Below are 21414 nucleotides of genomic sequence, written 5' to 3' on the forward strand. Positions count from 1 at the left end.
CACAATGTAATCACCAGTTACATAGCGCGGCGGCGCGCGGTCAATCCGTGTAATCAGTGCTTACATTCACAAGGGAGTGATGCTAGGTCTCGTGGATGCGCCGCCCCGCCAACAGCACGTCGTCTCCCAGACCCCCGTCGGGCAAGCCGCGCCGCCGTGCCGCGGCAAGTGCGCCGGCTGCAAGGCCCTACCATCACGGCGATCTCCGCCGCGTCCTGGTCGAGGCGGCCATGCAACTGGTCGACGAGGGCGGGCCTGAGGCGGTCAGCGTGCGCGAGGCAGCGCGCCGCGCCGGGGTGTCGCCGGGGGCGCCGTTCCGGCATTTTCCGAGCCGGGACGCCCTGATGAATGCGGTCGCGGAGGAGGCGCAGCGCCGCTTCCGGGCCGAGATCGAGGCGGCGATGGCGGAGGCGCCGTCCGGCGATCCCCTGCAGCGTTTCCGCAAGCTTGGGATGGCCTATCTGCGCTGGGCGATGAAGAACCCCACCCATTTCGAGATCATCTCCAGCCGCCGCTTTTTTGACCATGACCGGTCGGCGGCGGTCTCGGGCGACAATGCCGAGGTGATCGCCCTGACCGAGCACTTGCTGTCGGAGGCGTTCGCCCAGGGCCTGCTTAGGGTCGACGATCTGAAGCAGGTGCAGATCGCCGGCCGGGCGCTGGTCTATGGCTTCGCCCGGATGAACATCGACGGCCATTTCCCGCGCTGGGGCATCGCGGATGCCGAGGCCGAGCGGACTGCCGAGGCGATCATCGATCTCTTCATCGCAGGGATTTCGAAGCCGCCAGCGCCCGCGGCGAAAGTCTAGGTGCGGGGAATTTACCGAGCTGCGTGTGGCCCTGGCAAATTCATTGCGCGTTCATGACGATTCCACTACGGTTTCATGACACGGCGCAGGCTCCGGCTGTCCCGTGCGCCTCCTGGCCGTTGCCAGCCAAGGCTCTTGTATTGCGCCGGGTCGTGTTGCGTCTCACCTATGGCGCCCGCGCCAAATCAAAACTCCTCGGTTACCGCGCTTGCCGGCGGCCTTGCCGCGATCGGCATCTGGCGGCTGATGGCGGTCGCCGCCCCGCATCTCGGCGCGCTGATCCTGATGCTGCGGACCGAGACCGATTTCGGCTCGCGGATCTGCTTCCTGTTCACCTGGGGGATCCTGAACTTCCTGTTCATCGCGCTGTTGCGCCGGCCGGCGCTGTCGGGCGCGCTGTCGCTGACGCTGGTCGTGGTCTTGGTGCTGCTGTCGCGCTTCAAGCACGACGTGGTGCAGATGACCGCGAATTTCGTCGACCTGATGGTGATCGACCGCGACACCGCCGCGTTCCTGCTGACGATCTTCCCCAATCTGCGCTGGTCGATCATCGGCGCCGGCCTCGTCACGCTGCCGCTGATGTACGCGCTGTGGTGGCTCGATCCGTTCCGCATCCGCCGCCTGCCGGCGGCCGCCGCTTGCCTTGCCTGCACCGCGGCGCTCTCGGCCTACGCCTTCGCCTGGCCGGACGAGGCCTGGCGCGGCTATTACGACGACGGCTATCTGTCGAAATTCGCGCGGTCCGGCGTCACCGCGGTCTCCGACTTCGTCAAATACGGCTTCATGGAATCCGATCCTGCCGTCAACGAACGGCTGAAGGTGCCGCTGGTCGACGCCTGTCATCCCGCGGGCCGCCGGCCGAACATCATCATGATCCATGATGAATCGAGTTTCGACATCCGCCAGGCCGGCGGCGTGAAGGTGCCGCCAGGCTATGGCAACCACTTCAAGTCCTATGACGGGGTCGAGCGGACCTTCCTCGCCGAGAGCAATGGCGGACCGAGCTGGTTCACCGAGTACAACGTGCTGGCGGGGCTGTCCTCGCGTTCGTTCGGCCGGTTCGCCTATTTCGTCACCCGCATCGCCTCGGGGCGGGTGGAGCGGGGCCTGCCGCTGGCGCTGCGCCGCTGCGGTTACAACACGCTGTCGCTCTATCCGGCGTTCGGCGCCTTCATGAGCGCGCGCAGTTTCCAGACCACGACCGGCATCCAGCGCTTCTATGACGCCCATGACCTGCACGCCAAGGACGTCGAGCCCGACAGCTTCTTCTACGACAAGGCGCTGAAGCTGATGGCGGAGCAGGCGTCCGGTTCGCCGCTGTTCACCTTTGTCTATCTCGCCGCCAACCATTTCCCGTGGGAAACGAAGTTCCGGCCGGACCTGCTGCCGTCCTGGAAGCGGCCGGGCAATGCGGCCTCGGTCGATGAATATCTGCGCCGGCAGGCGATGAGCGCCAACGACTACGCGACCTTCGTCGCGGCGCTGAAGAAGAAATTTCCGGCGCAGCCGTTCCTGATCGTGCGCTACGGCGATCACCAGCCAGAATTCTCACCGCAACTGCTCGATCCCGGTCTCGACGAGGCCGGCATCGGCAAGAAGCTGATGGACTACGATCCGCGCTATTACGGCACCTATTACGCGATCGACGCCATCAATTTCGAGCCGGTGAAGAGCCCGGCGGTGATGCAGACGATCGATGCGGCCTACCTGCCGCTGGTGATCCAGGAGGCCGCCGGCATCCCGCTCGATCCGTCGTTTGAGGAGCAGAAGGCGATCATGCTCCGCTGCAATGGCCTGTTCTATGCCTGCAAGGATGGCGCCGAAGCCCGCCGCTTCAACCGGTTGTTGATCGATGCGGGCTTCGTGAAAAACCTCTAGCCGCAAGGGAGGCCCAAAATTCCAGCCTCCGTTAAAACCGAAACAAGCCGGACCGGCGGTACGGACCTGCGCGGCGCCTGGTTCTACGCCGGTGTTGGCGTGGTCGTCATCTTGCATCTTGCGGCGCTGGCTGTCCTGCTCGCCACGGAACACGGACCCTTTGCGATCACACTGTCCCTGCTGACCTGGGTTTTTGCGAATTGCCTTTTCCTGCTCGTGTTGCCGCGGCCGGGCATCTCTGCGGCGCTCGCACTGATTCTGGTGGTGCTGCTGATCGCGCTGTCGCGGTTCAAGTTCGACATTTTGCAGCTAACGCTGACGACCCTCGATTTCCTGATCATCGATCGCGATACGTTTTCATTCCTGCTTTCGGTGGTTCCGCCGTTGCGGACGCAGTTGATCGTGGCGGGAGTCCTGGCAGTTCCGCTGCTGTGGGTGATCTGGCTCGTCGATCTAGTACGCACAGGTCGCCGCCTTCCTTTGGCGGTCCTTGCTGCAACAACCGTCCTGATGTCGGCGATGTCGGTCGCGGTGCCCGAGCAACCGTGGGAGCCGTTCCAGGGCGTCAATCATATTTCCGGTCTCGCGCGCTCGGGAGTGGTGGCGGTGTCGCGCCTGGCTTCGACGGGGTGGATCGAGGCCGATCCACCTGCTAGCGGCCCGCTTCGCCTGCCCTTGGGAACGTACGCAACCCTCGATCCGGCGGTGCCGAATGTCGAAAAATGCGACACCACTGCACCGCGGCCGCATCTCATCATGCTGCTCGACGAGTCGAGCTTCGATATCACCGCTGCGCCTGGCGTCAGGGTGCCCCCAGGGTACTCGGACTACTTCAAGTCCGTAGACGGCAAGCAGCGGACCCTGATGGTGGAGGCGTCCGGCGGTCCGACATGGTACTCCGAGCTGAATGTCCTGACCGGCCTGTCGGCGCGATCGTTCGGCGATCTGAAATTCTACGTCACAAGAATCGCCGCGGGCCGTGTCACGCGCGGACTTCCGCGGGCACTGCAGCACTGCGGCTACAGGACCTTCTCGCTCTATCCGACCTATGGCGACTTCCTCAGTGCGCGCAGGTTCCAGAAGGGTGCCGGCATCGGCCAGTTCATCGACATGGCGGACATGGGCGTCGATGAGGACATGCAGCCCGACAAGTTCTACTTCGATCAGGCCTTGAACCTGTTTGCGGGTGAGCTGCCGTCGCAGTCACCGATCTTCATGTTCATGTATCTCACGGCCAATCATTATCCCTGGCGGAGTGTCTACCGGCCCGATCTGACGCCGGACTGGACCCCGCTGGGAAATGCGGCGGAGACTGACGAATATATTCGTCGCCAGACTGTGACGGCGAAGGAGTACCGCGATTTCACCACACGGCTGGCGCGCGACTATCCGGATCAATCATTTCTGATCTTGCGTTTCGGCGATCATCAGCCGGCCATCTCGCAGAATTTGCTTGAGCCGGGCATCGACCGCAAATCGCTGGCGCAACGCATGATGACCACAGATCCGCGTTACTTCTCAACTTACTATGCGCTCGATGGAATCAACTTTCGACCGACCGATCTATCGTCGGCGCTCGATACACTCGATGCTGCCTATATCCCGATCGTGATCCAGGAAGCCGCAGGGGTCCTGCTCGACCCGTCGTTCGCGGAGCAGAAGCAGATCATGCTGCGTTGCAAGGGCGTATTCTATGCCTGCAAGGACGGCGCCGAGGCCCGCCGCTTCAACCGCCTGCTGATCGATGCCGGGATGATCAAGGGGCTCTGAGGCGCGGTCATCCCGATGATTTGTAGGATGGATAGAGCGAAGCGAAACCCATCGTTTCGATGTGATGGGTTTCGCTTCGCTCTACCCATCCTACGATTTGCCGCCGACCTTCTCCCACAGCCAGCGTGCCACCGCAGTCGGCGACGATGACGCGTCGTTGCCGGCCGCGCGCAGATTAGCGTCGCGCATGGCCGCGATGTCGATCCTGCCGAGCAGCGGCCGCAGCGCCGCTTTCAGCGCCTCGTCGCCGGCGCGCTTCGGCGACAGCAGCATGACCGCGTCATAGGGCGGGATGGCGTGTCTGTCGTCCTGAAGCGCCACCAGATCGTATTTCGCAATCAGCCCGTCGCTGGTGTAGCCCGCGATCACGTCGACCTCGCCTGAGGCGACCGCGGCGTACATAAAATCTGGCTGCATCTGGCGCTGCGCGCGGAACGACAGGCCGTAGGCGGCCTTGATGCCGGCCCATTCCGGCCGCGAGAAGAATTCGTAGTCGCCGGCGATCGACATGGTCGGCGCCCGCGCCACCAGGTCGGCGATCGAACGGATGCCGAGTTCTGTTGCGCGCTTTCTCGGCATCACGAGCGCATAGGCGTTCTCGAAGCCGAGCTCGCCGAGCAGGGTGATGTCCAGCTTCGCCAGCGTCGCCTTGAGCTCGCTGATTAGCTCCGCGCGCGGCCTGACCTCGGTGCGGTGAAACTGATTGGCCCACAGCGTGCCGGAATAATCGACATAGACGTCGACGTCGCCGGCGGCGAGCGCCTCGAAGATCACGTTGGAGCCGAGACCGGCGCGGCTTGTGGCCGAAAGACCCGCCGCTTGCAGCCGCTCGGCGATCAGCGCCGACAGCACATATTGCTCGGTGAAGGTCTTTGCGCCGACGACATAGCTGCTTTGTGGCCGCGCCAGCGCCGGCACCAGCGTGGCCGCGATCAGTGCGGCGATACCAAGCCCGCCGAGCGCGGCGCGGAGGCGGCTGCGGTTGCGCAAGCCGGTCTCGATCAGCGCCAGCAGCTGGTCGACGGCGAGCGCGAGCGCGGCCGCGGCAACGCAGCCGAACAGCACGAACACCCAGTTCTGGGTCTGCAACCCCGCGAAAATGTAGTTGCCGAGGCTGGTTTGGCCGATCGGCGTCGACAGCGTCGCGGTGCCGATCACCCACACCGCTGCGGTGCGGATGCCGGCCATCATCACCGGCAGCGCCAGCGGCAGCTCGACCGTGAGCAGCGATTGCCGCGGCGTCATGCCGACGCCCTGCGCGGCCTCCAGGATCGCGGCGTCGACGCCCAAAAGCCCGGTGATGGTGTTGCGCAGCACCGGCAGCATCGAATAGAGCGCGAGCGCCAGGACCGCCGGCAGGAAGCCGAAGGCGGAGAAGCCGAAGCCGAACCACGCCGCTGATATCGCCGCAAGCGCCAGCAACAGCGGGTAGAACAGCGCGAGCAGCGCCAGTCCCGGCACGGTCTGCACGATGCTGGCGAGCCCGAGCAGCGCGCCGCGCAACAGCGGCTTGTTGCGGGCGATGATCGCGAGCGGCAGGCTGATGGCAAGCCCGAGCGCCAGCGCCGCGAGACTGACGCGCAGATGATTGCCGAGGTAGTCGGGCAGGTGCGCGAACGCCTCGCTCCAGCGTGGATCGGAGAGGAAGCTCATGCGGCGCCATCCCCCGGCAGCAGCGCGCCGAGCCGTTCGGCCTGGCGCCGCGGCGTCCGCAGCAGCTCGCCGACATAGGCGTCGTGGCTTTCCGAAAGCTCCGCCGGCGAGCCCTGCGCCAGCAGCTTGCCGCCGCGCATCACCGCGACGCGGTCGGCGAGCAGGATCGCCTCGGTCATGTCATGGGTGATCATAACGGTGGTCAGGCCGAGCTCGCGGTGCAGGGCGCGGTAGTCGTCGCCGAGCGCGTCGCGGGTGAGCGGATCAAGCGCGCCGAACGGCTCGTCCATCAGCACGATGCGCGGCTTGGCGGCGAGCGCGCGCGCCACGCCGACGCGCTGGCGCTGGCCGCCGGAGAGCTCATGCGGCAGGCGGTCGCGATACTGCGCGCGGTCGAGCCGCACAAGGTCGAGCAGCTCATCGACCCGCGCAGATATCTCCGCCCGCGACCACCCCAGCAGCTTCGGCGTGATGCCGATATTGACGGCGACGGAAAGATGCGGAAACAGCCCGCCGCTCTGGAAGACATAGCCGATGCGGCGGCGGAGCAGGATCGGATCGAGGCGGCTGACGTCCTCACCCTCGACCGCGATACGGCCGCAGTCGGCCTCGATCAGCCGGTTGGCGAGCCTGAGCAGCGTGGTCTTGCCCGAGCCCGACCCACCCACGATGGCGAGAAATTCACCCTCGGCGACCTCGAGCGAGACGTCGTCGACCGCCGCCACGCGGCCGCCGTCAAAGCTCTTGCCGACATGCGCATAGGCGATCAGCGGCGTTGCGGGCATCGTGCGGGGACCTCAAGTCTCACCATCGGGGACGACAGTGATAGCCGATAAATCGGACTTTGACTTGGGCCGTGACTCGGGCCGTGACTTGGGCCGAGCGCTGCCACGCGGGATGTTCCACACCCGTGCAAAACAACGTGATCCGATCACACCGGTGCGGTGAGCCGGCACGGCATCCGCTGGCTGGAGATCACATCACACTTCGTTCTTGGGCACGTACTTGCCCATGACGCATTTGTAGCTCTGCAGCCGCCAGGCGTGATACGGCCCCTTGGCGAGCCAATCGGCGATGCCGACTTGCGCATTCACCGCGCAGGCTCCCATGGTGATGCCGGATTGATCGCTGGTGGTGACGACTTTCTCCATGCAGAGCTGGGCGTTGCAGAGGACGGCGACGAGAGTAATGAGCATGATGGCCTTTATTGGTCGTGGGTACCCGGTCTAACGCGATGTCTGCAACGACTCATGCAGGGTTCATGCCACTATCAGCACTCGCCGCATTGCGGGGGGCAATACCGGGGAAATACGGCCAATTCGGCTCGCCACGGCCCGCGGCGCGTAGCCGCCTGCCTGCAGATGCGCTATAGTTCCTGCCCAATAACGACGCGAGATCGGGAGCAGGCGAGGGACGTTGCGCGGGGCGGGACTGCATCGATGATGACGTTACCTGAGTTGGCAGCAAATGCCTTGGAGAAGTTTCTCGCGCGGTATGTGGCCCGCTACTTCGGTGCCGGGCAGGCGCGTTTCGCGGAGATCCTTCCGGCCGCCGCCCGCATTGCGCTCGAATGCATCGGCAATAGCGATGCGCTCTACCACAATGTCGAACACACCATGCTGGTCACGCTGGCGGGGCACGACATTATCCGCGGGCGCATGCTGCATACCCATATGACGGCCGAGGACTACACGCACACGATTGTGGCCTGTTTGACCCACGACATCGGATACGTGCGCGGCCTTCTCAAGGGCGACGGTCCGGACGGCTACGTGGTCGATGCGACCGGCAATAAGGTGGTGCTGCCGCGCGGCTCGTCGGACGCAGGCCTGATGCCTTACCATGTCGACCGGTCGAAGCTCTATGTGCTGGATCGCCTCGAGGCTGTCATCCCGCTCGACCGCGAACGCGTCGCTCGCAACATCGAGGGCACTCGCTTTCCGGCGCCAGAAGGGCAGCAGTATGACGAGGAGGCCGCGATCGTGCGTGCGGCCGACTTCATCGGGCAACTCGGCGATCCCAACTACATCAGAAAGGCCAACGCGCTCTACTACGAGTTCGAGGAGGTCGGCGTGAACCGCCAGCTCGGCTATGAATCGCCGGCTGATATCGTCGATCGCTATCCCCAATTCTACTGGAATATGGTGGCGCCCCATATCCAGGGCGCGATCGGCTATCTCAACATGACGGCAAGCGGGCGGCAGTGGATCGCGAACCTCTACGCCAACGTGTTCCGCGCCGAGCGCGAGGTCACGCTGTCCGGCCCGCAAATCTGACGCAATTCCCCGCCATCTGCTTCGATCGGACTGGCCGCTTCGCATGCAACGCAGCCAGTTCGGCCTGCGTCGGCGATTGCGCCGTTGACGTAAATCAGCGACCTTGGGATATGCATCTGCCTGTCGATCGTGTTCTCAATCGACCCCGCCCGATGGCGTCCCGCCTCTCGCGCCTGCTTGCGGTCGCCGTGACCTGTCTTCCCGCGGCCGCGGCCGCGGAGCCGGTCTACGACGTCGACATGTACGCGCTGATGTCCGGCACCTGCCGCAACGTCAACATTGCCGGGCGCAGCTTCAGCTGCAAGGCGGTTGCCTATTTCCACAACCAGCGCGGCCGCTCCGAATTCACCGTCGTGCTCGACGATCCCGCCGACACCAGCCACATCGTCTCGTTCTCGGGCGAGAGCGTTGAGAAGACCCAGGACAACGTCTTCGAACTGTCGGTCGATCGCATGCTGCTGAAATCCCGCGACCGGCCGCGGGTCGATGGGCTGCCGGTGCCGCTGGTGGAGATGTCGACCGGCTCCTGCCGCCAGATCGGAAGCTTCGTCACGCGGCAGGTGTCCAGCATCTCCTGCGCCGCCACCGACCGCAACGGCAAGCGATACGAACTGAGCTTCGAGTCCGACGGATCGCCGATGACGATGCGCAAATTGCGGCAATCCTCGCTGCCGAGCGAACGGAAGAAGGCGCGCATGATCGCGCAGCTGGAATGCCGCCTCAGGGCGCGCGCCGCGCAGATCCTGCCGCGGGACACGCCGGCCTACGTCATCCGCTGTCTTGGCGAAGACGACGACAGGCCGGACGAGCAGCGTTAGGGCCTCGGTTCTGATCGGATCCGAACCTGAGCTCTGGAGACGTGTTTCCAGGCATTTTCTTCACGCGAGCCAGTATCCGCTTCGCCCGAGATCGCTATAACCGCGCGTGACTGCAATTTGAGCGGCAAGGAGGATTCGATGCGTCTGAAAATCTGCGCGATCATCGCGCTTGGTGTTGCCACCGCCGGGCCCGCCGCGGCGCAGACCTACGATCCGAATTATCCCGTCTGCATGCAGGTATTTGGCGGCCGCTTCACGGCCGACTACATCGATTGCAGCTTCACCTCGATCCCGCAGTGCCAGGCCACCGCGTCAGGCCGCCCGGCCACGTGCTCCATCAATCCGTTCTACGCGGGCCCGAGCAGGCCGCCGAAGCGCCGGGCCTATCGTCGGCATCACCAGGTGGACTAGGCCGGCCTCTGCGCCAACGACCGCAATCCGCATGCGCTCGGGCTGCCTGCGCCATCTTCCTGCGTTGAACTTGCCCGTTCGAACCGCTAAGCCATCCCTCAAAACCGGGGGGACGATGCAGGTGGAGACGGCACAGCCAAGGGCGATCGCGCTCGACGACGCGACGGTGGCATTTCGGTTGGGGGACCGGCGCGTCTATACGGCGGTCGAGAAGGCCAATCTCGCGGTCGCCCATGGCGAGTTCGTCGCCATCGTCGGCCCGACGGGATGCGGAAAATCCACATTGCTCAATGTCGCGGCCGGGCTGTTGAAACCCGCAGCCGGATCGGTCGGCATCTTCGACAGGCCGCTGGCCGGCCTGAATCGCGATGCCGGCTACCTGTTCCAGGCCGACGCCCTGTTTCCGTGGAAGACCGCGATCGACAATGTCGCGATCGGGCTCGAGATCAAGGGCACGCCGCGTGCCGAGGCGCTCGAGCGCGCGCAGACATGGCTGGCGTCGGTCGGGCTCGGCGCGTTCGCGAACCGCTACCCGCACATGCTCTCCGGCGGCCAGCGCAAGCGTGTCGGCCTCGCCCAGGTGCTGATCCGCGACCCCAAGATCCTGCTGATGGACGAGCCGTTCGGCCCGCTCGATGCGCAGACCCGGCAGATCATGGGCAATCTGCTGCTGGAATTGTGGAACGCCGACCGCAAGGCGGTGCTGTTCGTCACCCATGATCTCGAGGAGGCGATCGCGCTCGCCGACCGCGTGGTGATCATGTCGGCCGGCCCCGGCGCGCGCATCATCGGCGATTGGCGCATCGCGCTGCCGCGGCCGCGCGATATCTCCGAAATCCGGATGGAGAAGGATTTCCACGCCCTGCACCGGGAGATCTGGAGCGTATTGAAGGATGAGGTGATGAAGGGCTACGTTCAGTCCTCGCAGGCGGGGGCAGCCTGATGTCGCGGTTGACGCTGCTGTCGCTCCAGGTGCTGGTCGCCGTCGTCGCGCTGGCGCTGTGGCAATTCTTCGCCACCGTGCCGGTGTTCGGCAAGATCCTGCTGCCGCCCTTCTTCTTCTCCAACCCGGTCGACGTGTTCAGCGAAATTGTGAAATGGTTCTCGACCGGCGTGATCTGGAAGCATCTCGTCATCACGCTGTGGGAATCGATCCTTGCCTTCGTGATCGGCTCGGCCGCCGGCATCCTGGTCGGCTTCTGGTTCGCGCGCCAACCGCGCGTCGCCGCGGTGTTCGATCCCTATGTGAAGATGGTCAACGCGCTGCCGCGCGTGGTGCTGGCGCCGATCTTCGCGCTGTGGTTCGGGCTCGGCGTCTGGTCCAAGGTCGCGCTCGGCGTGACGCTGGTGTTCTTCATCGTGTTCTTCAATGTCTACCAGGGCGTCAAGGAAGTCTCGACCACCGTGCTCGACAATGGCCGCATGCTCGGCATGAGCGAGCGGCAGCTGATGCGGCATGTCTATTGGCCGTCGGCGCTGTCCTGGATGTTCTCCTCCCTGCACACCTCGGTCGGCTTCGCCGTGGTCGGCGCCGTCGTCGGCGAATATCTCGGCGCCGCGGCCGGCCTCGGCTATCTGATCCAGCAGGCTGAGGGCGTGTTCGACGTCGCCGGCGTGTTCGCCGGCATGTTCGTGCTCTCGGCGTTCGTCATCCTGATCGACATGGCGGTGACGGTGGTGGAGAAGCGGCTGCTGGTGTGGCGGCCGACGGCGGTGGTGCGGGAGTAGGGCGGGGGCGTGACCTTTGGGCCCGGAAAAGAAAGCTTGCGATCGGTTAAGTGGCATACTGTCTGGCCGCACGTTGCTCTATATTTTCGAGGCGGTGTTTATAGGAAAGTCATAGGCATCGGGCACTGTCATGCGAGAGCTACGCAAGAAGCGAAGCCGACGCGAGGTGCTTGACGCCAGCTTGGATAACTCGCACATCGACCAGATAAAGATGGCCTCACGCCCGAGCATCCGGATTGCCCGAAAAGCCCACTCCAAAGCCGAGGCGGATTTTGCCATATGGCTTATGATGGCGAAGCTCGGAAGCTTCGATGACCTGCCCGTAAATGCGCAGGAGTTCTTGCTTGGCTATCGAGCAAGGCTTGAGACGATGAGCGAGGCCGAGTCGAAAGTCGTGGCAGTTCGCGAGGTCTACGCCAGCTATTATGGCGAGATGGGAGGCCTTGGCACGGCGCCGGAACTGGAAACCGCCGCTGTGTCGACGGATAAAGGCGTTGTGCGGTCTCAGACGCCGCGCAGGCCTCCGCCGGCTCGGCTGGCCGCGGCCGCTCCGGACAGGCCGGCCACCCGGAAATCCGTGCCGGCCCTGCTGATCTTCGCTGCCATGGTGGCTCTGATCGCCGCCTACAGATTTCTCACGAATTGAACCGTTTTTAATCAGCTTCGGGAAGAGATAATCCAATGAAGCTCAGCGCAGATCTTTCGACGATACTCGACCGTATCCTCGATACGGCCGCGGACAATCTCAGGGTTGCAAAGATCCTGATTCAACTGGGTCTCGATCCCAACAACGTCACCTACGATGCGCTGTTGAACCGGTTGCTCGAAATTGGGCTGGCCAACATAACGCTTGCCAACATGTTTGCATTGATTGGCGCGATCTTCTTTGTCGCGACCTTGTTGATGCAGACGATGGTGCCGCTGCGCGTCGCGAATATGGCAGGCTGTACGTTCTTCGCGGCGTTTGGCGCGCTCTCCGGAAACATCACCACTTTCCTGCTGTATCTGCTGTTGCTGCCGATCAATGCCGTTCGCCTTCGTCAAATGCTCAGGCTCGTCAAGAAGGCACGCACCGCGTCGCAGGGTGACATGTCGATGGAATGGCTGAAGCCGTTCATGACCGAACGCCGATATCGGCGGGGCGACAGACTATTCAGGAAGGGTGATGTGGCGACCGAAATGTTCCTCACGGTCACAGGGAAGTTTCTGGTCAAGGAAATCGAGGTCGAGCTTCCGCCTGGACGTCTCATGGGAGAACTGGGTTTCCTCACGCCGAATAACCGACGAACCGGGACGGTCGAATGCATAGAGGACGGGCAGGTTCTGTCCATCACCTACGACAGGCTGCTTGAGCTCTACTTTCAAAATCCGCAATTCGGCTATTATTTTCTCGTCCTGACCAGCCAGCGACTCTTGGAAAACATCGCGCGGCTCGAAAACATCGTTACGCAACAAAGCGCGGGATCGCAGGTTACGGCTGCCAGTCATACGCCTTGAAATTGGTGTTTGCTGCGCTTCGGGTCGCGCGAACGCGCGCCCGATGACAGGCTCCGCGTGCCCACCGTCACGAGCACGGCGTGAATGGTGGGCACGGCGCTTCGCGCCTTTGCCCACCCGACGCTGCTGTTCCTTAGTCCAGCAGCTTCGTATCGTCAGGCGCCTGCGGTGGCGTCTTGATCGCGATGGCCTTGAGGGCGCGGCCCTGCGGCTTGGTGCCGCCATGCGGGGTGCCTTTCGGGATCACGACGAGATCGCCCGGCTTCACCGTCACTTCCTTGTCGCCGAGCCAGATCGTGCCGGTGCCCTCGAGGATGTATTGCAGCTCGTTGGTGTTGGGGTGCATGTGCTTCGGCACGTTGCCGTCCTGGATCGAGACGGTAGCGCCGTCGGCGGCGACGAACATTTTTGAACGGAAACCGACATTGTTGGCGTTGCCGAGCTTGTCGCCCTCCATCTCGCCGGTATGGATGATCTGCGCCGTCATATTCTCGGCGGCAAGCGCCGGCCGCAGCAGATGGGTGACGCCGCAGCCGGCGGCGAACGCGGCGACAAGCGACAACGTGGTGGCAATGCGATTCATGAAAGGAGCCTCCCCTGGTTTTTCTTGTGCCGCGGATGCTATGCCGCCGTTGCAGGCTTGACCAGCCATCGGAAAGTTGCCTTCTCAAGCCAGCCGCGCTGCACTATCTTGCCGCCAAACTGGAATGGAGGACGTCATGAGGACGATGTTTGGCAAGGTCGCGGGCGCCCTGATGGCGCTTGTGATGGGCACGGGCCTCGCCGCGGCGCAAAGCAGGATCACGATCGCGGTCGGCGGCGGCGCTTGTCTCTGCTATCTGCCGACGGTGCTGGCCAAGCAGCTCGGCGAGTACGAGAAGGCCGGGCTTGCCGTCGAGCTGGTTGACCTCAAGGGCGGCTCGGATGCGCTCAAGGCGGTGCTTGGCGGCAGCGCCGACGTCGTCTCGGGCTATTTCGACCATTGCGTCAATCTCGCGGCCAAGAAGCAGGAGCTGCAGTCCTTCGTGGTCTACGACCGCTATCCCGGCCTCGTGCTCGTGGTCTCGCCGAAGCACACCGCCGAGATCAACTCGGTCAAGGATCTCGCCGGCAAGAAGGTCGGCGTCAGCGCGCCCGGCTCCTCGACCGACTTCTTCCTGAAGTACCTGTTGAAGAAGAACGGGCTCGACCCGATGGGAACCGCCGTGATCGGCGTCGGCCTCGGCGCCACCGCGGTCGCCGCGATGGAGCAGGGCCAGATCGATGCGGCCGTGATGCTCGATCCCTCGGTCACCGTGCTGCAGGGCAACCATTCCGACCTCAAGATCCTGAGCGACACCCGTACCCAGAAGGACACGCTCGCGGTGTTCGGCGGCGAATACCCGGGCGGCGCGCTTTATTCGACCGCGGCCTGGGTCAACGGGCATGAGAAGGACGTGCAGGCGCTGACCAACGCGATGATGGCCACGCTTAACTGGATCCATTCGCATTCGCCCGAGGAGATCATGGCCAAGATGCCGGACGAGATCGTCGGCAAGAACAAGGACCTCTATCTTGCCGCGCTGAAGAACACGATCCCGATGTATTCCGAGACCGGCAAGATGGACCCGAAGGGCGCGGAAGCCGTGCTCGCGGTGTTCAGTGAGGGCTCGCCTGATGTGGCGAAGGCCGGTATCGACGTGACCAAGACCTACACCAACAAGTATGTCGACCAGGTCAAGAAGACGACCGGGAACGCGAAATAGCTGGACGCGGGGTCGGATGCAGCCTCCCGCCATTCACCGCGTCACCGCGCTTGATCTGATCTTGCAGAACCGGCCGTGGCCGTTCGCGGAGCAAAAGCAAGCGGAGATCGCGGCGCATTTCGTCGCTCAGCAGCGCGAGCGGCCCGGGATGTGGAACGGCCGCGTCCTGCTCGGACGCGATCCGGTGTTTGCCGACGGACGCTTCACGGCGAACTATTTCGAGACCGATTTCGCAAGCTTCCTCGCCTGGCGCGACTGGGGCTTCCCGGACAAGGAGGTCTTCAATGGCTTCGGCATGGGCGCCGTGCTGGCAAGCGACGGCGCCTTCGTGCTCGGCGAGATGGGCCAGCACACCTCGAACGCCGGCCGGATCTACTTTCCCTCAGGCACGCCTGACCTCGACGACATCAGGGGTGACACGGTCGATATCGCCGGCAGCGTGCTGCGCGAGCTCGAGGAGGAGACTGGTCTCGTGCCTGCGGATTGCCGCGTCGATGCGGACTGGCACTGCATCTACACAGGACCCGCGGTCGCGATGATGCGCATCCTGCGCGTCGACATGCCGGGCGAGGCGCTGCGCGCGCGGATCGAGGCCAATCTGGCGCGGCAGGAGCATCCCGAGCTTGCGGCGATCCATCTGGTGCGCAGCCGGGCCGACCTCAAAGGTGCGATGCCGCGCTTCGTCACTGCATTCATCGAAACGCAGCTGTCGGTGTAGCACCGCTCGGCTGCAACCAATTGCTGAAGCTTTGATCATGCCTGCGCCGTGCGGACGCAGCCATTGCGCTTGACATCCATGGCGGCTGCCCATGTGATAGGTGGCACCAAAAAACAAAAATGCAGTGCACAATCTCCGGGGAGGGATTCATGCTGGTAGCGAAGGCTACACGCTGGCTTGCGGCGCTGTCCGTTGCGGTTGCGACGCTGGGGACGGCGGTCACCGCGCTGGCGCAGGACAAAAAGATCAAGATCGGCGTGATCTATGACCTCACCGGCCCGCTCGCCGGCGGCGGCTCCGAGCTGCAATATACCGGCGCCAAGATCATGCTCGACCACTACGCCAAGACCGGTGTCGAGGGTTACAAGATCGAGGCTGTTTATGCCGACGCGCAGAGCAAGCCCGACATTGCCATCAACGAAGCGGTCCGCCTCATTGAGCAGGAAAAGGTGGATATGCTGCTGGGCTTCTTCTCGTCGGCCCAGTGCGTGCCGGTGGCCGCCCGCGTCGAGCAACTCAAGAAATTCATGTGGATCACCACCTGCATTTCCTCCTCCGTGCTCGCCGACAAGAACTTCAAATATGTCTTCCGGCCGCAGGCCAGCGGCGACCAGTTCGGCATGATGACGATGGATTTCATCGCCCAGAACGCCAAGGAGAAGTTCGGCAAGGAGCCGAAGGACCTGCGGGTCGCCATCATCCATGAGGACGGCGCCTATGGCGTCGACGTGGCCAAGGGCAACGAGGTCGGCGCCAAGAAAGCCGGCTTCAACGTCGTGCTGAAGGAGGGGTATTCCGCGACCGCGCCCGACCTCTCCGCGCTGGTCACCAAGCTGAAGCGTGCCAAGCCCGACGTGATCTTTCACACCGGCTACAATCCGGACATTACGCTGTTCGCGCGCCAGGCGCGTGAGCAGGGGCTGAAGTTCGGCGCCCTGGTGGGACATGGCGCCGGATACGGCGTGTATGAGAAGCTGAAAGAGGGGCTCGGCGCCGATGTGAACTATGTCTTCAACACCGACCCGATCTCGATCTGGCTGGCCAACCAGAAATCCATGGATCCCAAGCTGCCGCCGGTGATCAAGATGGTCGGTGAGGAATTCGACAAGATCAAGCCGGGCGTCGCGATCCGCTCCGCCCATGTCGGCATGGCCGCCTCCAACACCTATGTCTTCCTGACCGAGGTGCTGCCGCGCGCGATCAAGAAATATGGCGGCGTCGATCCCGACGCGCTGCGCAAGGCCGCGCTTGAGGTCGACCTGCCCGAAGGCGGCACGATGCTCGGCTTTGGCGTCAAGTTCTATGGCGAGGGAACGCCGATGGCAGGGCAGAACGAGCGCTCGTTCCCCGTCGTAATCCAGTACATCGACGACAAGTCCTACGTGGTGTGGCCGAAGAGCCAGGCGCAGCGCGAAGCCGTGCTGCCGCTGCCGGCCGGCACGACCTACAGCTACAAATAGGTGACGCTGCCGTGCTTGCTGTCGAGGGCCTGGTCAAGCGGTTTGGCGGCTTTCGCGCTGTCAACAACGTGTCGTTCCGCGTCGAAAAGGGCGAGATCCTCGGCCTGATCGGCCCGAACGGCTCCGGCAAGAGCACGATCTTCAACATGCTGTCCGGCACGCTGCCGCCGACCGCGGGTTCGATCCTGTTCGACGGCCACGAGATCGCAGGCCTCGCCCCGCATCGGATCATCAACCGCGGCATCGGCCGCACATTCCAGATCCCACGCCCCTTCCATCGCCTGAGCATCTTCGAGAACGTGATGCTCGCCGGCTTCTACGGCCAGGGCCGCCACAGCCGCGCCAGGGCCGAGGAGGCGGCCGAGCGTGCGCTCGCGATGGTCGGCCTGCCGACCGACCGCCACGCCTCTGTCGACGGCCTGGGGGCCGCGGCGTTGAAGAAGCTCGAGCTTGCAAAGGCGCTCGCCACCGGACCCAAGCTTTTGTTGGCCGACGAAAGCCTCGGCGGCCTCGACGAGAAGGAGATGGACCAGGCCGCCGACATGCTGCGCAAGATCCGCGACGAGCTCGGCATCACCATCATCTGGGTCGAGCACATCATGGGCGTGCTGATGCGGGTGGTCGACCGCGTGATGGTGCTCGATCATGGCGAGAAGATCGCCGAAGGCCTGCCGGCGGATGTCGCCGGCGACGCCAAAGTGATCGAGGTTTATCTCGGCACCGATGCCGATGCGAGCCTGGCCGCCGCCGCTGCCGCGCAGGCGCGCCGCCGGATCGGGGCGTGACCGCCATGCTCGAGCTGCAATCGATCGATGCGGGCTACGGGACGTTCCAGGCGCTGTTCGACGTCAGCCTCGACGTCAGGGCAGGCGAGGCGGTCGGCGTGATCGGCCCGAACGGCGCCGGCAAGACCACTCTGATGCGCGTGATCTCAGGCCTGATCCGCCCGACCAAAGGTCAAATCACGATGGAAGGCACCGACGTCGTGAAGACGCCGGCGCACCGCATCGTCAGTCTCGGGATCGCGCATGTGCCGGAAAATCGCCGGCTGTTTCCGCGGCTCACCGTCGACGACAATCTGAAAATGGGCGCCTATATGCCGGGCGCGCGGGCGCAATATGCCGAGCGACTGGACTTTGTCTTCGACCTGTTCCCGCGCATGAAGGAACGCCGCCACCAGATGGCCGGCACGATGTCGGGCGGCGAGCAGCAGATGTGCGCGATCGGCCGCGCGCTGATGTCGAACCCGAAGCTGTTGCTGCTCGACGAGCCCTCGGCCGGGCTCGCGCCGGTCGTGGTCCAGCAGGTGTTCGAGCTGGTCAAGCGCATCCGCGCCAGCGGGCTCACCGTGCTGATCGTCGAGCAGAACGTGCAGCAGGTGCTGCGCGTGGTCGACCGCGCCTATCTGCTCGAGGCCGGCACCATCCGCGCCGCCGGCACTGCGGCCGAACTCGCCGAGAGCGACACCATCAAGCAGGCGTATCTGGGGGTGTGAGCATGATTGGATCAACTCGGGCGGCGCGCCCCCTCTCCCGCTTGCGGGGGAGGGCCGGGGTGGGGGTATCTCCACGAGTCGCATCGCGGAGGGAGCCCCCACCCGGATCGCATCTTGCGATGCGATCCGACCTCCCCCGCAAGCGGGAGAGGTAAGAAAGAGGATACGATGCAATCCTTTCTCGACATCTTCGACATCTACCTGCTGGAAGCCGTCATCAACGGCATCCTGCTCGGCGGCGTGCTGGCGCTGCTCGCGTTGGGTTTGAACCTGATCTTCGGCGTCATCGACGTCACCTGGATCTGCTACGCCGAGCTCGTGATGATCGGCATGTACGGCATGTACTATCTCGTGCAGGTCTACCATCTGCCGTACTGGGCGGCCGCGCCGCTGGTGATCCTGCTGGTGGCGCTGCTGGGCGCCGCGCTGCATTTCTTCGTCATCGCGCCGCTCTTGACCGCGCCACCGATCAACCAACTGCTCGCCACCGGCGGCGTGCTGTTCATCCTGCAGAGCTTTGCCACCGTCGCCTTCGGCATCGATTTCCGCAACCTCGGCATCCGCTTACCCGTGCTGGCGCTCGGCGACATGAATTTCAGCTACGCGCGCCTGCTGTCGTTTGCCGCGGCGCTGACCGGCATGATCGGCGTCTACCTCTTCATGACAAAGACCTTCACCGGCACGGCGATCCGCGCCATCGCGCAGGACCGCCAGATCATGCCGCTGATGGGGGTGGACGCCAAACGCATCTATCTCATAACTTCAGCGATCGGCGGCGGGCTCGCCGGACTCGCCGCGTGCCTCCTGGTGCTGCAATATGACGTGCATCCCTTCGTCGGCCTGTCGTTCGGGCCGATCACCTTCCTGATCTGCGTGCTCGGGGGGCTCGGCAATTTTATCGGCGGCTTCATCGCCGCCTTCGTGTTCGCCGAGATCATCTCGCTCGGGGGCCTGTTCTCCGATCTCGAATGGGGCTACGTGCTGGCGTTCGGCTTCTTCATTGTCATGATGTTCATCCGGCCCGCGGGCCTGCTCGCGAGGCGCTCGTGAACACGCAAGTCGCCGGCTGGATCGTCGCACTCGTCGTGCTGGTCGCGCTGCCCTTCGTGCATCGCGATCCCTATCATCTGCACATCCTTGTGCTGATCCTGATCTGGTCGTTCGCCTACACCTCATGGTCGATCATGGGCCGCTTCGGCCTGGTCTCGCTCGGCCATGGCGGCTTCATGGGCATCGGCGCCTATGTCACCGCGCTGTTGTGGAATCATCTGGGCATCTCGCCCTGGATCGGCATTCCGCTCAGCATGGCGACCGCGGGCGTGCTGGCGCTTGTTGTCGCCTATCCCTGTTTCCGCTTCCGCATCACCGGGCACTATTTCGTGCTGGTGACGCTCGCGCTATCCGGCATCGTGCTGCAGGTCATCACCGCGACCCGCGACTACACCGGCGGCTCGCTCGGCTACACGCCGCATCGCGCCACCAGCGGAAACGGGCTGATCGCGCTGCAATTCAACGACAAGACGACGTGGTACCTGATCGCGCTCGCGGTCTGGCTGGTCGGCCTCCTGATCTGGCGCTGGATCGACCACAGCATGGGCCGCCAGGCCATGGAGGCGATCTCGGAGGACGAGGACGCGGCGGCCGCCGCCGGCGTCAACGTCACCGCCGAGAAGCTCAAGATCACGCTGATCTCAGCGCTGATGACCGCGCTATCAGGCGCGCTCTACTGCCAGTACCAGATGTTCATCTCGCCTGACACGGTCAGCGGCATCGCCGTCTCGCTGCAGATGGTGTTCGCGGTGATCGTCGGCGGTGTCTATGTCGCGCTGGGGCCGACGGTCGGCGCCGTCATCACCATCCTGCTCGCCGAGGTGCTGCGCATCGGCTTCGGCACCAAGGCGGTCGGCTGGGACAATTTGGTCTATGGCGTGCTGCTGGTGCTCTTCATCATCTTTCTGCCCAAGGGCATTCTTGGTAGCGTGATCGACCGATTCAAGACACAACCGAAGCCGTCCTGAAGGACTGATAGACCCCACGCGCCGTCATGGCCGGGCTTGTCCCGGCCATCCACGTCTCTTCTTTTCAACCAGGCGCGTGGATGCCCGTGACAAGCCCGGGCATGACGATGAGGAGATAGATGAACAACAAAACGCCCCAGCCGCTCGCCGATGAACTGAAGCCCTTCGTCGCGCCGTTCCGTTTCGACGGGTCAGGCGAATTCCACCTGAAATCCTATCCGACCGCCGAGAAGGGTGGCATCGACAAGGATTCGGGGAGCAAGATCATCGACGCCAATCGCAAGCGGTTGAGCGACTTCCAGGAGAAGCTCTACGCCCAGGACCGCTGGTCGATGCTCCTGATCTTCCAGGGCATGGACGCCGCCGGCAAGGACTCGGCGATCAAGAGCGTGTTCGAGGGCGTCAATCCGCAGGGTTGCGAGGTCTCCTCCTTCAAGCAGCCGTCGACGAAGGAGCTCGATCACGATTTCATGTGGCGCGCCATGACCGCGCTGCCCGAGCGCGGCCGCATCGGCATCTTCAACCGCTCCTACTATGAGGAGTGCCTCGTCGTGCGCGTGCACCGTGAGGTGCTCGAGAAGCAGAAGATCCCGAAGCGCCTGGTGACGAAGAACATCTGGCGCGAGCGCTTCGAGGATATTTCGGCGATCGAGCGCTATCTCGCGCGCAACGGCACCGTGATCCTGAAATTCTTCCTGCACGTCTCGAAGGAGGAGCAGCGCCAGCGGTTCCTCGATCGCCTCGATGAGCCCGCCAAGAACTGGAAGTTCTCGATGGCCGACATCTCCGAGCGCGCATTGTGGGCCAAGTACCAGGCCGCCTATCAGGACATGATCCACCACACCGCGGCGAAGGACGCGCCGTGGCACATCGTGCCCGCCGACCACAAATGGTTTGCCCGCGTCGTGATCGGCTCGACCATCATCGCCGCGCTCGACAGGCTCGACCTGAAATTCCCCGAGGTCGACAAGGCCGAGAAGAGCGAATTCAAGCGCGTGCGCGAGGCGCTGTTGGCGGAGGGGAAGGGCGGGGCGGGCGCGAGCGGCAAGGCCGCGAAGAAGCCGCGCGCCTGACCCCGGTTGACGCTAGAGCATGATCCGGAAAAGTGTGTAGCGGTTTTCCGAAAAGATCATGCTCA

Annotated in this window: 22 protein-coding genes; 18 read left to right on the top strand and 4 right to left on the bottom strand. The window is 64.0% G+C overall.

Features of this window, described 5'->3' with window-relative positions:
• Positions 1-230 precede the first annotated feature (230 nt).
• The 3 genes from ACFFWD_RS17745 to ACFFWD_RS17755 all read left to right on the top strand — a co-directional run bounded on the left by ACFFWD_RS17745 (position 231) and on the right by ACFFWD_RS17755 (position 4457).
• On the top strand, positions 231-809 hold the full coding sequence (locus ACFFWD_RS17745) for a TetR/AcrR family transcriptional regulator (protein WP_376967348.1): 579 nt from the start codon (positions 231-233) through the stop codon (positions 807-809).
• 168 nt (positions 810-977) lie between these two features.
• Entirely contained in the window at positions 978-2687 is a 1710-nt protein-coding gene (locus ACFFWD_RS17750; protein WP_376967350.1) for a sulfatase-like hydrolase/transferase, read from the top strand.
• Between the two features lie 99 nt (positions 2688-2786).
• Positions 2787-4457 (top strand): sulfatase-like hydrolase/transferase, encoded by a 1671-nt coding sequence (locus ACFFWD_RS17755; RefSeq protein ID WP_376967352.1) that lies wholly within the window; start codon positions 2787-2789, stop codon positions 4455-4457.
• 90 nt (positions 4458-4547) lie between these two features.
• Here the strand turns inward: ACFFWD_RS17755 and ACFFWD_RS17760 are convergent, their stop codons facing one another.
• The 3 genes from ACFFWD_RS17760 to ACFFWD_RS17770 form a co-directional block, all read right to left on the bottom strand.
• Positions 4548-6110 carry an ABC transporter permease/substrate-binding protein gene (locus ACFFWD_RS17760; RefSeq protein WP_376967354.1) on the bottom strand — a complete coding sequence of 521 codons (1563 nt, stop codon included), beginning with the start codon at positions 6108-6110 and terminating at the stop codon, positions 4548-4550.
• Complete coding sequence (locus ACFFWD_RS17765) at positions 6107-6895, bottom strand: ATP-binding cassette domain-containing protein (protein ID WP_376967356.1); 789 nt, start codon at positions 6893-6895, stop codon at positions 6107-6109. The genes ACFFWD_RS17760 and ACFFWD_RS17765 overlap by 4 nt, the downstream gene beginning before the upstream one ends.
• Before the next feature lie 195 nt (positions 6896-7090).
• Positions 7091-7306 (bottom strand): hypothetical protein, encoded by a 216-nt coding sequence (locus tag ACFFWD_RS17770; protein WP_376967358.1) that lies wholly within the window; start codon positions 7304-7306, stop codon positions 7091-7093.
• A gap of 243 nt (positions 7307-7549) precedes the next feature.
• On the opposite strand from ACFFWD_RS17770, the gene ACFFWD_RS17775 reads away from it, so the two are divergent.
• The 7 genes from ACFFWD_RS17775 to ACFFWD_RS17805 all read left to right on the top strand — a co-directional run bounded on the left by ACFFWD_RS17775 (position 7550) and on the right by ACFFWD_RS17805 (position 12840).
• A complete protein-coding gene (locus ACFFWD_RS17775) occupies positions 7550-8386 on the top strand; it encodes a metal-dependent phosphohydrolase (protein ID WP_376967360.1) in 837 nt (278 codons plus the stop codon).
• Positions 8387-8538: 152 nt separating this feature from the next.
• Complete coding sequence (locus tag ACFFWD_RS17780; RefSeq protein ID WP_376967362.1) at positions 8539-9204, top strand: hypothetical protein; 666 nt, start codon at positions 8539-8541, stop codon at positions 9202-9204.
• 138 nt (positions 9205-9342) lie between these two features.
• Positions 9343-9615 (top strand): DUF3551 domain-containing protein, encoded by a 273-nt coding sequence (locus ACFFWD_RS17785; RefSeq protein WP_376967364.1) that lies wholly within the window; start codon positions 9343-9345, stop codon positions 9613-9615.
• Positions 9616-9736: 121 nt separating this feature from the next.
• Positions 9737-10558 (top strand): ABC transporter ATP-binding protein, encoded by an 822-nt coding sequence (locus ACFFWD_RS17790; protein WP_376967366.1) that lies wholly within the window; start codon positions 9737-9739, stop codon positions 10556-10558.
• Entirely contained in the window at positions 10558-11343 is a 786-nt protein-coding gene (locus ACFFWD_RS17795) for an ABC transporter permease (protein ID WP_376967368.1), read from the top strand. Before ACFFWD_RS17790 ends, ACFFWD_RS17795 begins: the two co-directional genes overlap by 1 nt.
• Positions 11344-11554: 211 nt before the next feature.
• Positions 11555-11989 (top strand): hypothetical protein, encoded by a 435-nt coding sequence (locus ACFFWD_RS17800; protein WP_376967412.1) that lies wholly within the window; start codon positions 11555-11557, stop codon positions 11987-11989.
• Between the two features lie 35 nt (positions 11990-12024).
• A complete protein-coding gene (locus ACFFWD_RS17805) occupies positions 12025-12840 on the top strand; it encodes a Crp/Fnr family transcriptional regulator (RefSeq protein WP_376967370.1) in 816 nt (271 codons plus the stop codon).
• Positions 12841-12973: 133 nt separating this feature from the next.
• Here the strand turns inward: ACFFWD_RS17805 and ACFFWD_RS17810 are convergent, their stop codons facing one another.
• Positions 12974-13423, bottom strand: a complete 450-nt coding sequence (locus tag ACFFWD_RS17810; protein WP_376967372.1) for a cupin domain-containing protein — start codon at positions 13421-13423, stop codon at positions 12974-12976.
• Positions 13424-13559: 136 nt separating this feature from the next.
• Between ACFFWD_RS17810 and ACFFWD_RS17815 the strand changes: the two genes are divergently transcribed.
• From ACFFWD_RS17815 to ACFFWD_RS17850, 8 genes are all read left to right on the top strand, one after another.
• Positions 13560-14585, top strand: a complete 1026-nt coding sequence (locus ACFFWD_RS17815; protein WP_376967374.1) for an ABC transporter substrate-binding protein — start codon at positions 13560-13562, stop codon at positions 14583-14585.
• 16 nt (positions 14586-14601) lie between these two features.
• Positions 14602-15303: an NUDIX hydrolase gene (locus ACFFWD_RS17820; protein ID WP_376967376.1), complete on the top strand. Its 702-nt coding sequence runs from the start codon at positions 14602-14604 to the stop codon at positions 15301-15303.
• 149 nt (positions 15304-15452) lie between these two features.
• Positions 15453-16763 carry an ABC transporter substrate-binding protein gene (locus tag ACFFWD_RS17825; protein ID WP_376967378.1) on the top strand — a complete coding sequence of 437 codons (1311 nt, stop codon included), beginning with the start codon at positions 15453-15455 and terminating at the stop codon, positions 16761-16763.
• Positions 16764-16774: 11 nt separating this feature from the next.
• A complete protein-coding gene (locus tag ACFFWD_RS17830) occupies positions 16775-17548 on the top strand; it encodes an ABC transporter ATP-binding protein (protein ID WP_376967380.1) in 774 nt (257 codons plus the stop codon).
• A 5-nt stretch (positions 17549-17553) separates the two neighbouring features.
• Positions 17554-18258: an ABC transporter ATP-binding protein gene (locus ACFFWD_RS17835; RefSeq protein ID WP_376967414.1), complete on the top strand. Its 705-nt coding sequence runs from the start codon at positions 17554-17556 to the stop codon at positions 18256-18258.
• 168 nt (positions 18259-18426) lie between these two features.
• The gene (locus tag ACFFWD_RS17840; protein WP_376967382.1) at positions 18427-19308 is read left to right on the top strand and encodes a branched-chain amino acid ABC transporter permease; all 882 of its coding nucleotides are present in this window, start codon (positions 18427-18429) and stop codon (positions 19306-19308) included.
• Positions 19305-20276: a branched-chain amino acid ABC transporter permease gene (locus ACFFWD_RS17845; protein WP_376967384.1), complete on the top strand. Its 972-nt coding sequence runs from the start codon at positions 19305-19307 to the stop codon at positions 20274-20276. The genes ACFFWD_RS17840 and ACFFWD_RS17845 overlap by 4 nt, the downstream gene beginning before the upstream one ends.
• A 119-nt stretch (positions 20277-20395) precedes the next feature.
• Complete coding sequence (locus ACFFWD_RS17850) at positions 20396-21349, top strand: polyphosphate kinase 2 family protein (RefSeq protein ID WP_376967386.1); 954 nt, start codon at positions 20396-20398, stop codon at positions 21347-21349.
• Positions 21350-21414 lie beyond the last annotated feature (65 nt).

Source organism: Bradyrhizobium erythrophlei, assembly GCF_042430365.1.
Taxonomy (GTDB): domain Bacteria; phylum Pseudomonadota; class Alphaproteobacteria; order Rhizobiales; family Xanthobacteraceae; genus Bradyrhizobium; species Bradyrhizobium erythrophlei.

Excerpts from the sequence above, each read along its gene's own strand:
- ACFFWD_RS17745 (WP_376967348.1), top strand. The coding sequence starts at position 231 with ATGCAACTGGTCGACGAGGGCGGGCCTGAGGCGGTCAGCGTGCGCGAG.
- ACFFWD_RS17810 (WP_376967372.1), bottom strand. The coding sequence starts at position 13,423 with ATGAATCGCATTGCCACCACGTTGTCGCTTGTCGCCGCGTTCGCCGCC.
- ACFFWD_RS17805 (WP_376967370.1), top strand. The coding sequence starts at position 12,025 with ATGAAGCTCAGCGCAGATCTTTCGACGATACTCGACCGTATCCTCGAT.
- ACFFWD_RS17765 (WP_376967356.1), bottom strand. The coding sequence starts at position 6,895 with ATGCCCGCAACGCCGCTGATCGCCTATGCGCATGTCGGCAAGAGCTTT.
- ACFFWD_RS17835 (WP_376967414.1), top strand. The coding sequence starts at position 17,554 with ATGCTCGAGCTGCAATCGATCGATGCGGGCTACGGGACGTTCCAGGCG.
- ACFFWD_RS17770 (WP_376967358.1), bottom strand. The coding sequence starts at position 7,306 with ATGCTCATTACTCTCGTCGCCGTCCTCTGCAACGCCCAGCTCTGCATG.
- ACFFWD_RS17815 (WP_376967374.1), top strand. The coding sequence starts at position 13,560 with ATGAGGACGATGTTTGGCAAGGTCGCGGGCGCCCTGATGGCGCTTGTG.
- ACFFWD_RS17760 (WP_376967354.1), bottom strand. The coding sequence starts at position 6,110 with ATGAGCTTCCTCTCCGATCCACGCTGGAGCGAGGCGTTCGCGCACCTG.
- ACFFWD_RS17825 (WP_376967378.1), top strand. The coding sequence starts at position 15,453 with ATGCTGGTAGCGAAGGCTACACGCTGGCTTGCGGCGCTGTCCGTTGCG.
- ACFFWD_RS17785 (WP_376967364.1), top strand. The coding sequence starts at position 9,343 with ATGCGTCTGAAAATCTGCGCGATCATCGCGCTTGGTGTTGCCACCGCC.
- ACFFWD_RS17800 (WP_376967412.1), top strand. The coding sequence starts at position 11,555 with ATGGCCTCACGCCCGAGCATCCGGATTGCCCGAAAAGCCCACTCCAAA.
- ACFFWD_RS17750 (WP_376967350.1), top strand. The coding sequence starts at position 978 with ATGGCGCCCGCGCCAAATCAAAACTCCTCGGTTACCGCGCTTGCCGGC.
- ACFFWD_RS17840 (WP_376967382.1), top strand. The coding sequence starts at position 18,427 with ATGCAATCCTTTCTCGACATCTTCGACATCTACCTGCTGGAAGCCGTC.
- ACFFWD_RS17850 (WP_376967386.1), top strand. The coding sequence starts at position 20,396 with ATGAACAACAAAACGCCCCAGCCGCTCGCCGATGAACTGAAGCCCTTC.
- ACFFWD_RS17775 (WP_376967360.1), top strand. The coding sequence starts at position 7,550 with ATGATGACGTTACCTGAGTTGGCAGCAAATGCCTTGGAGAAGTTTCTC.
- ACFFWD_RS17780 (WP_376967362.1), top strand. The coding sequence starts at position 8,539 with ATGGCGTCCCGCCTCTCGCGCCTGCTTGCGGTCGCCGTGACCTGTCTT.
- ACFFWD_RS17820 (WP_376967376.1), top strand. The coding sequence starts at position 14,602 with ATGCAGCCTCCCGCCATTCACCGCGTCACCGCGCTTGATCTGATCTTG.
- ACFFWD_RS17795 (WP_376967368.1), top strand. The coding sequence starts at position 10,558 with ATGTCGCGGTTGACGCTGCTGTCGCTCCAGGTGCTGGTCGCCGTCGTC.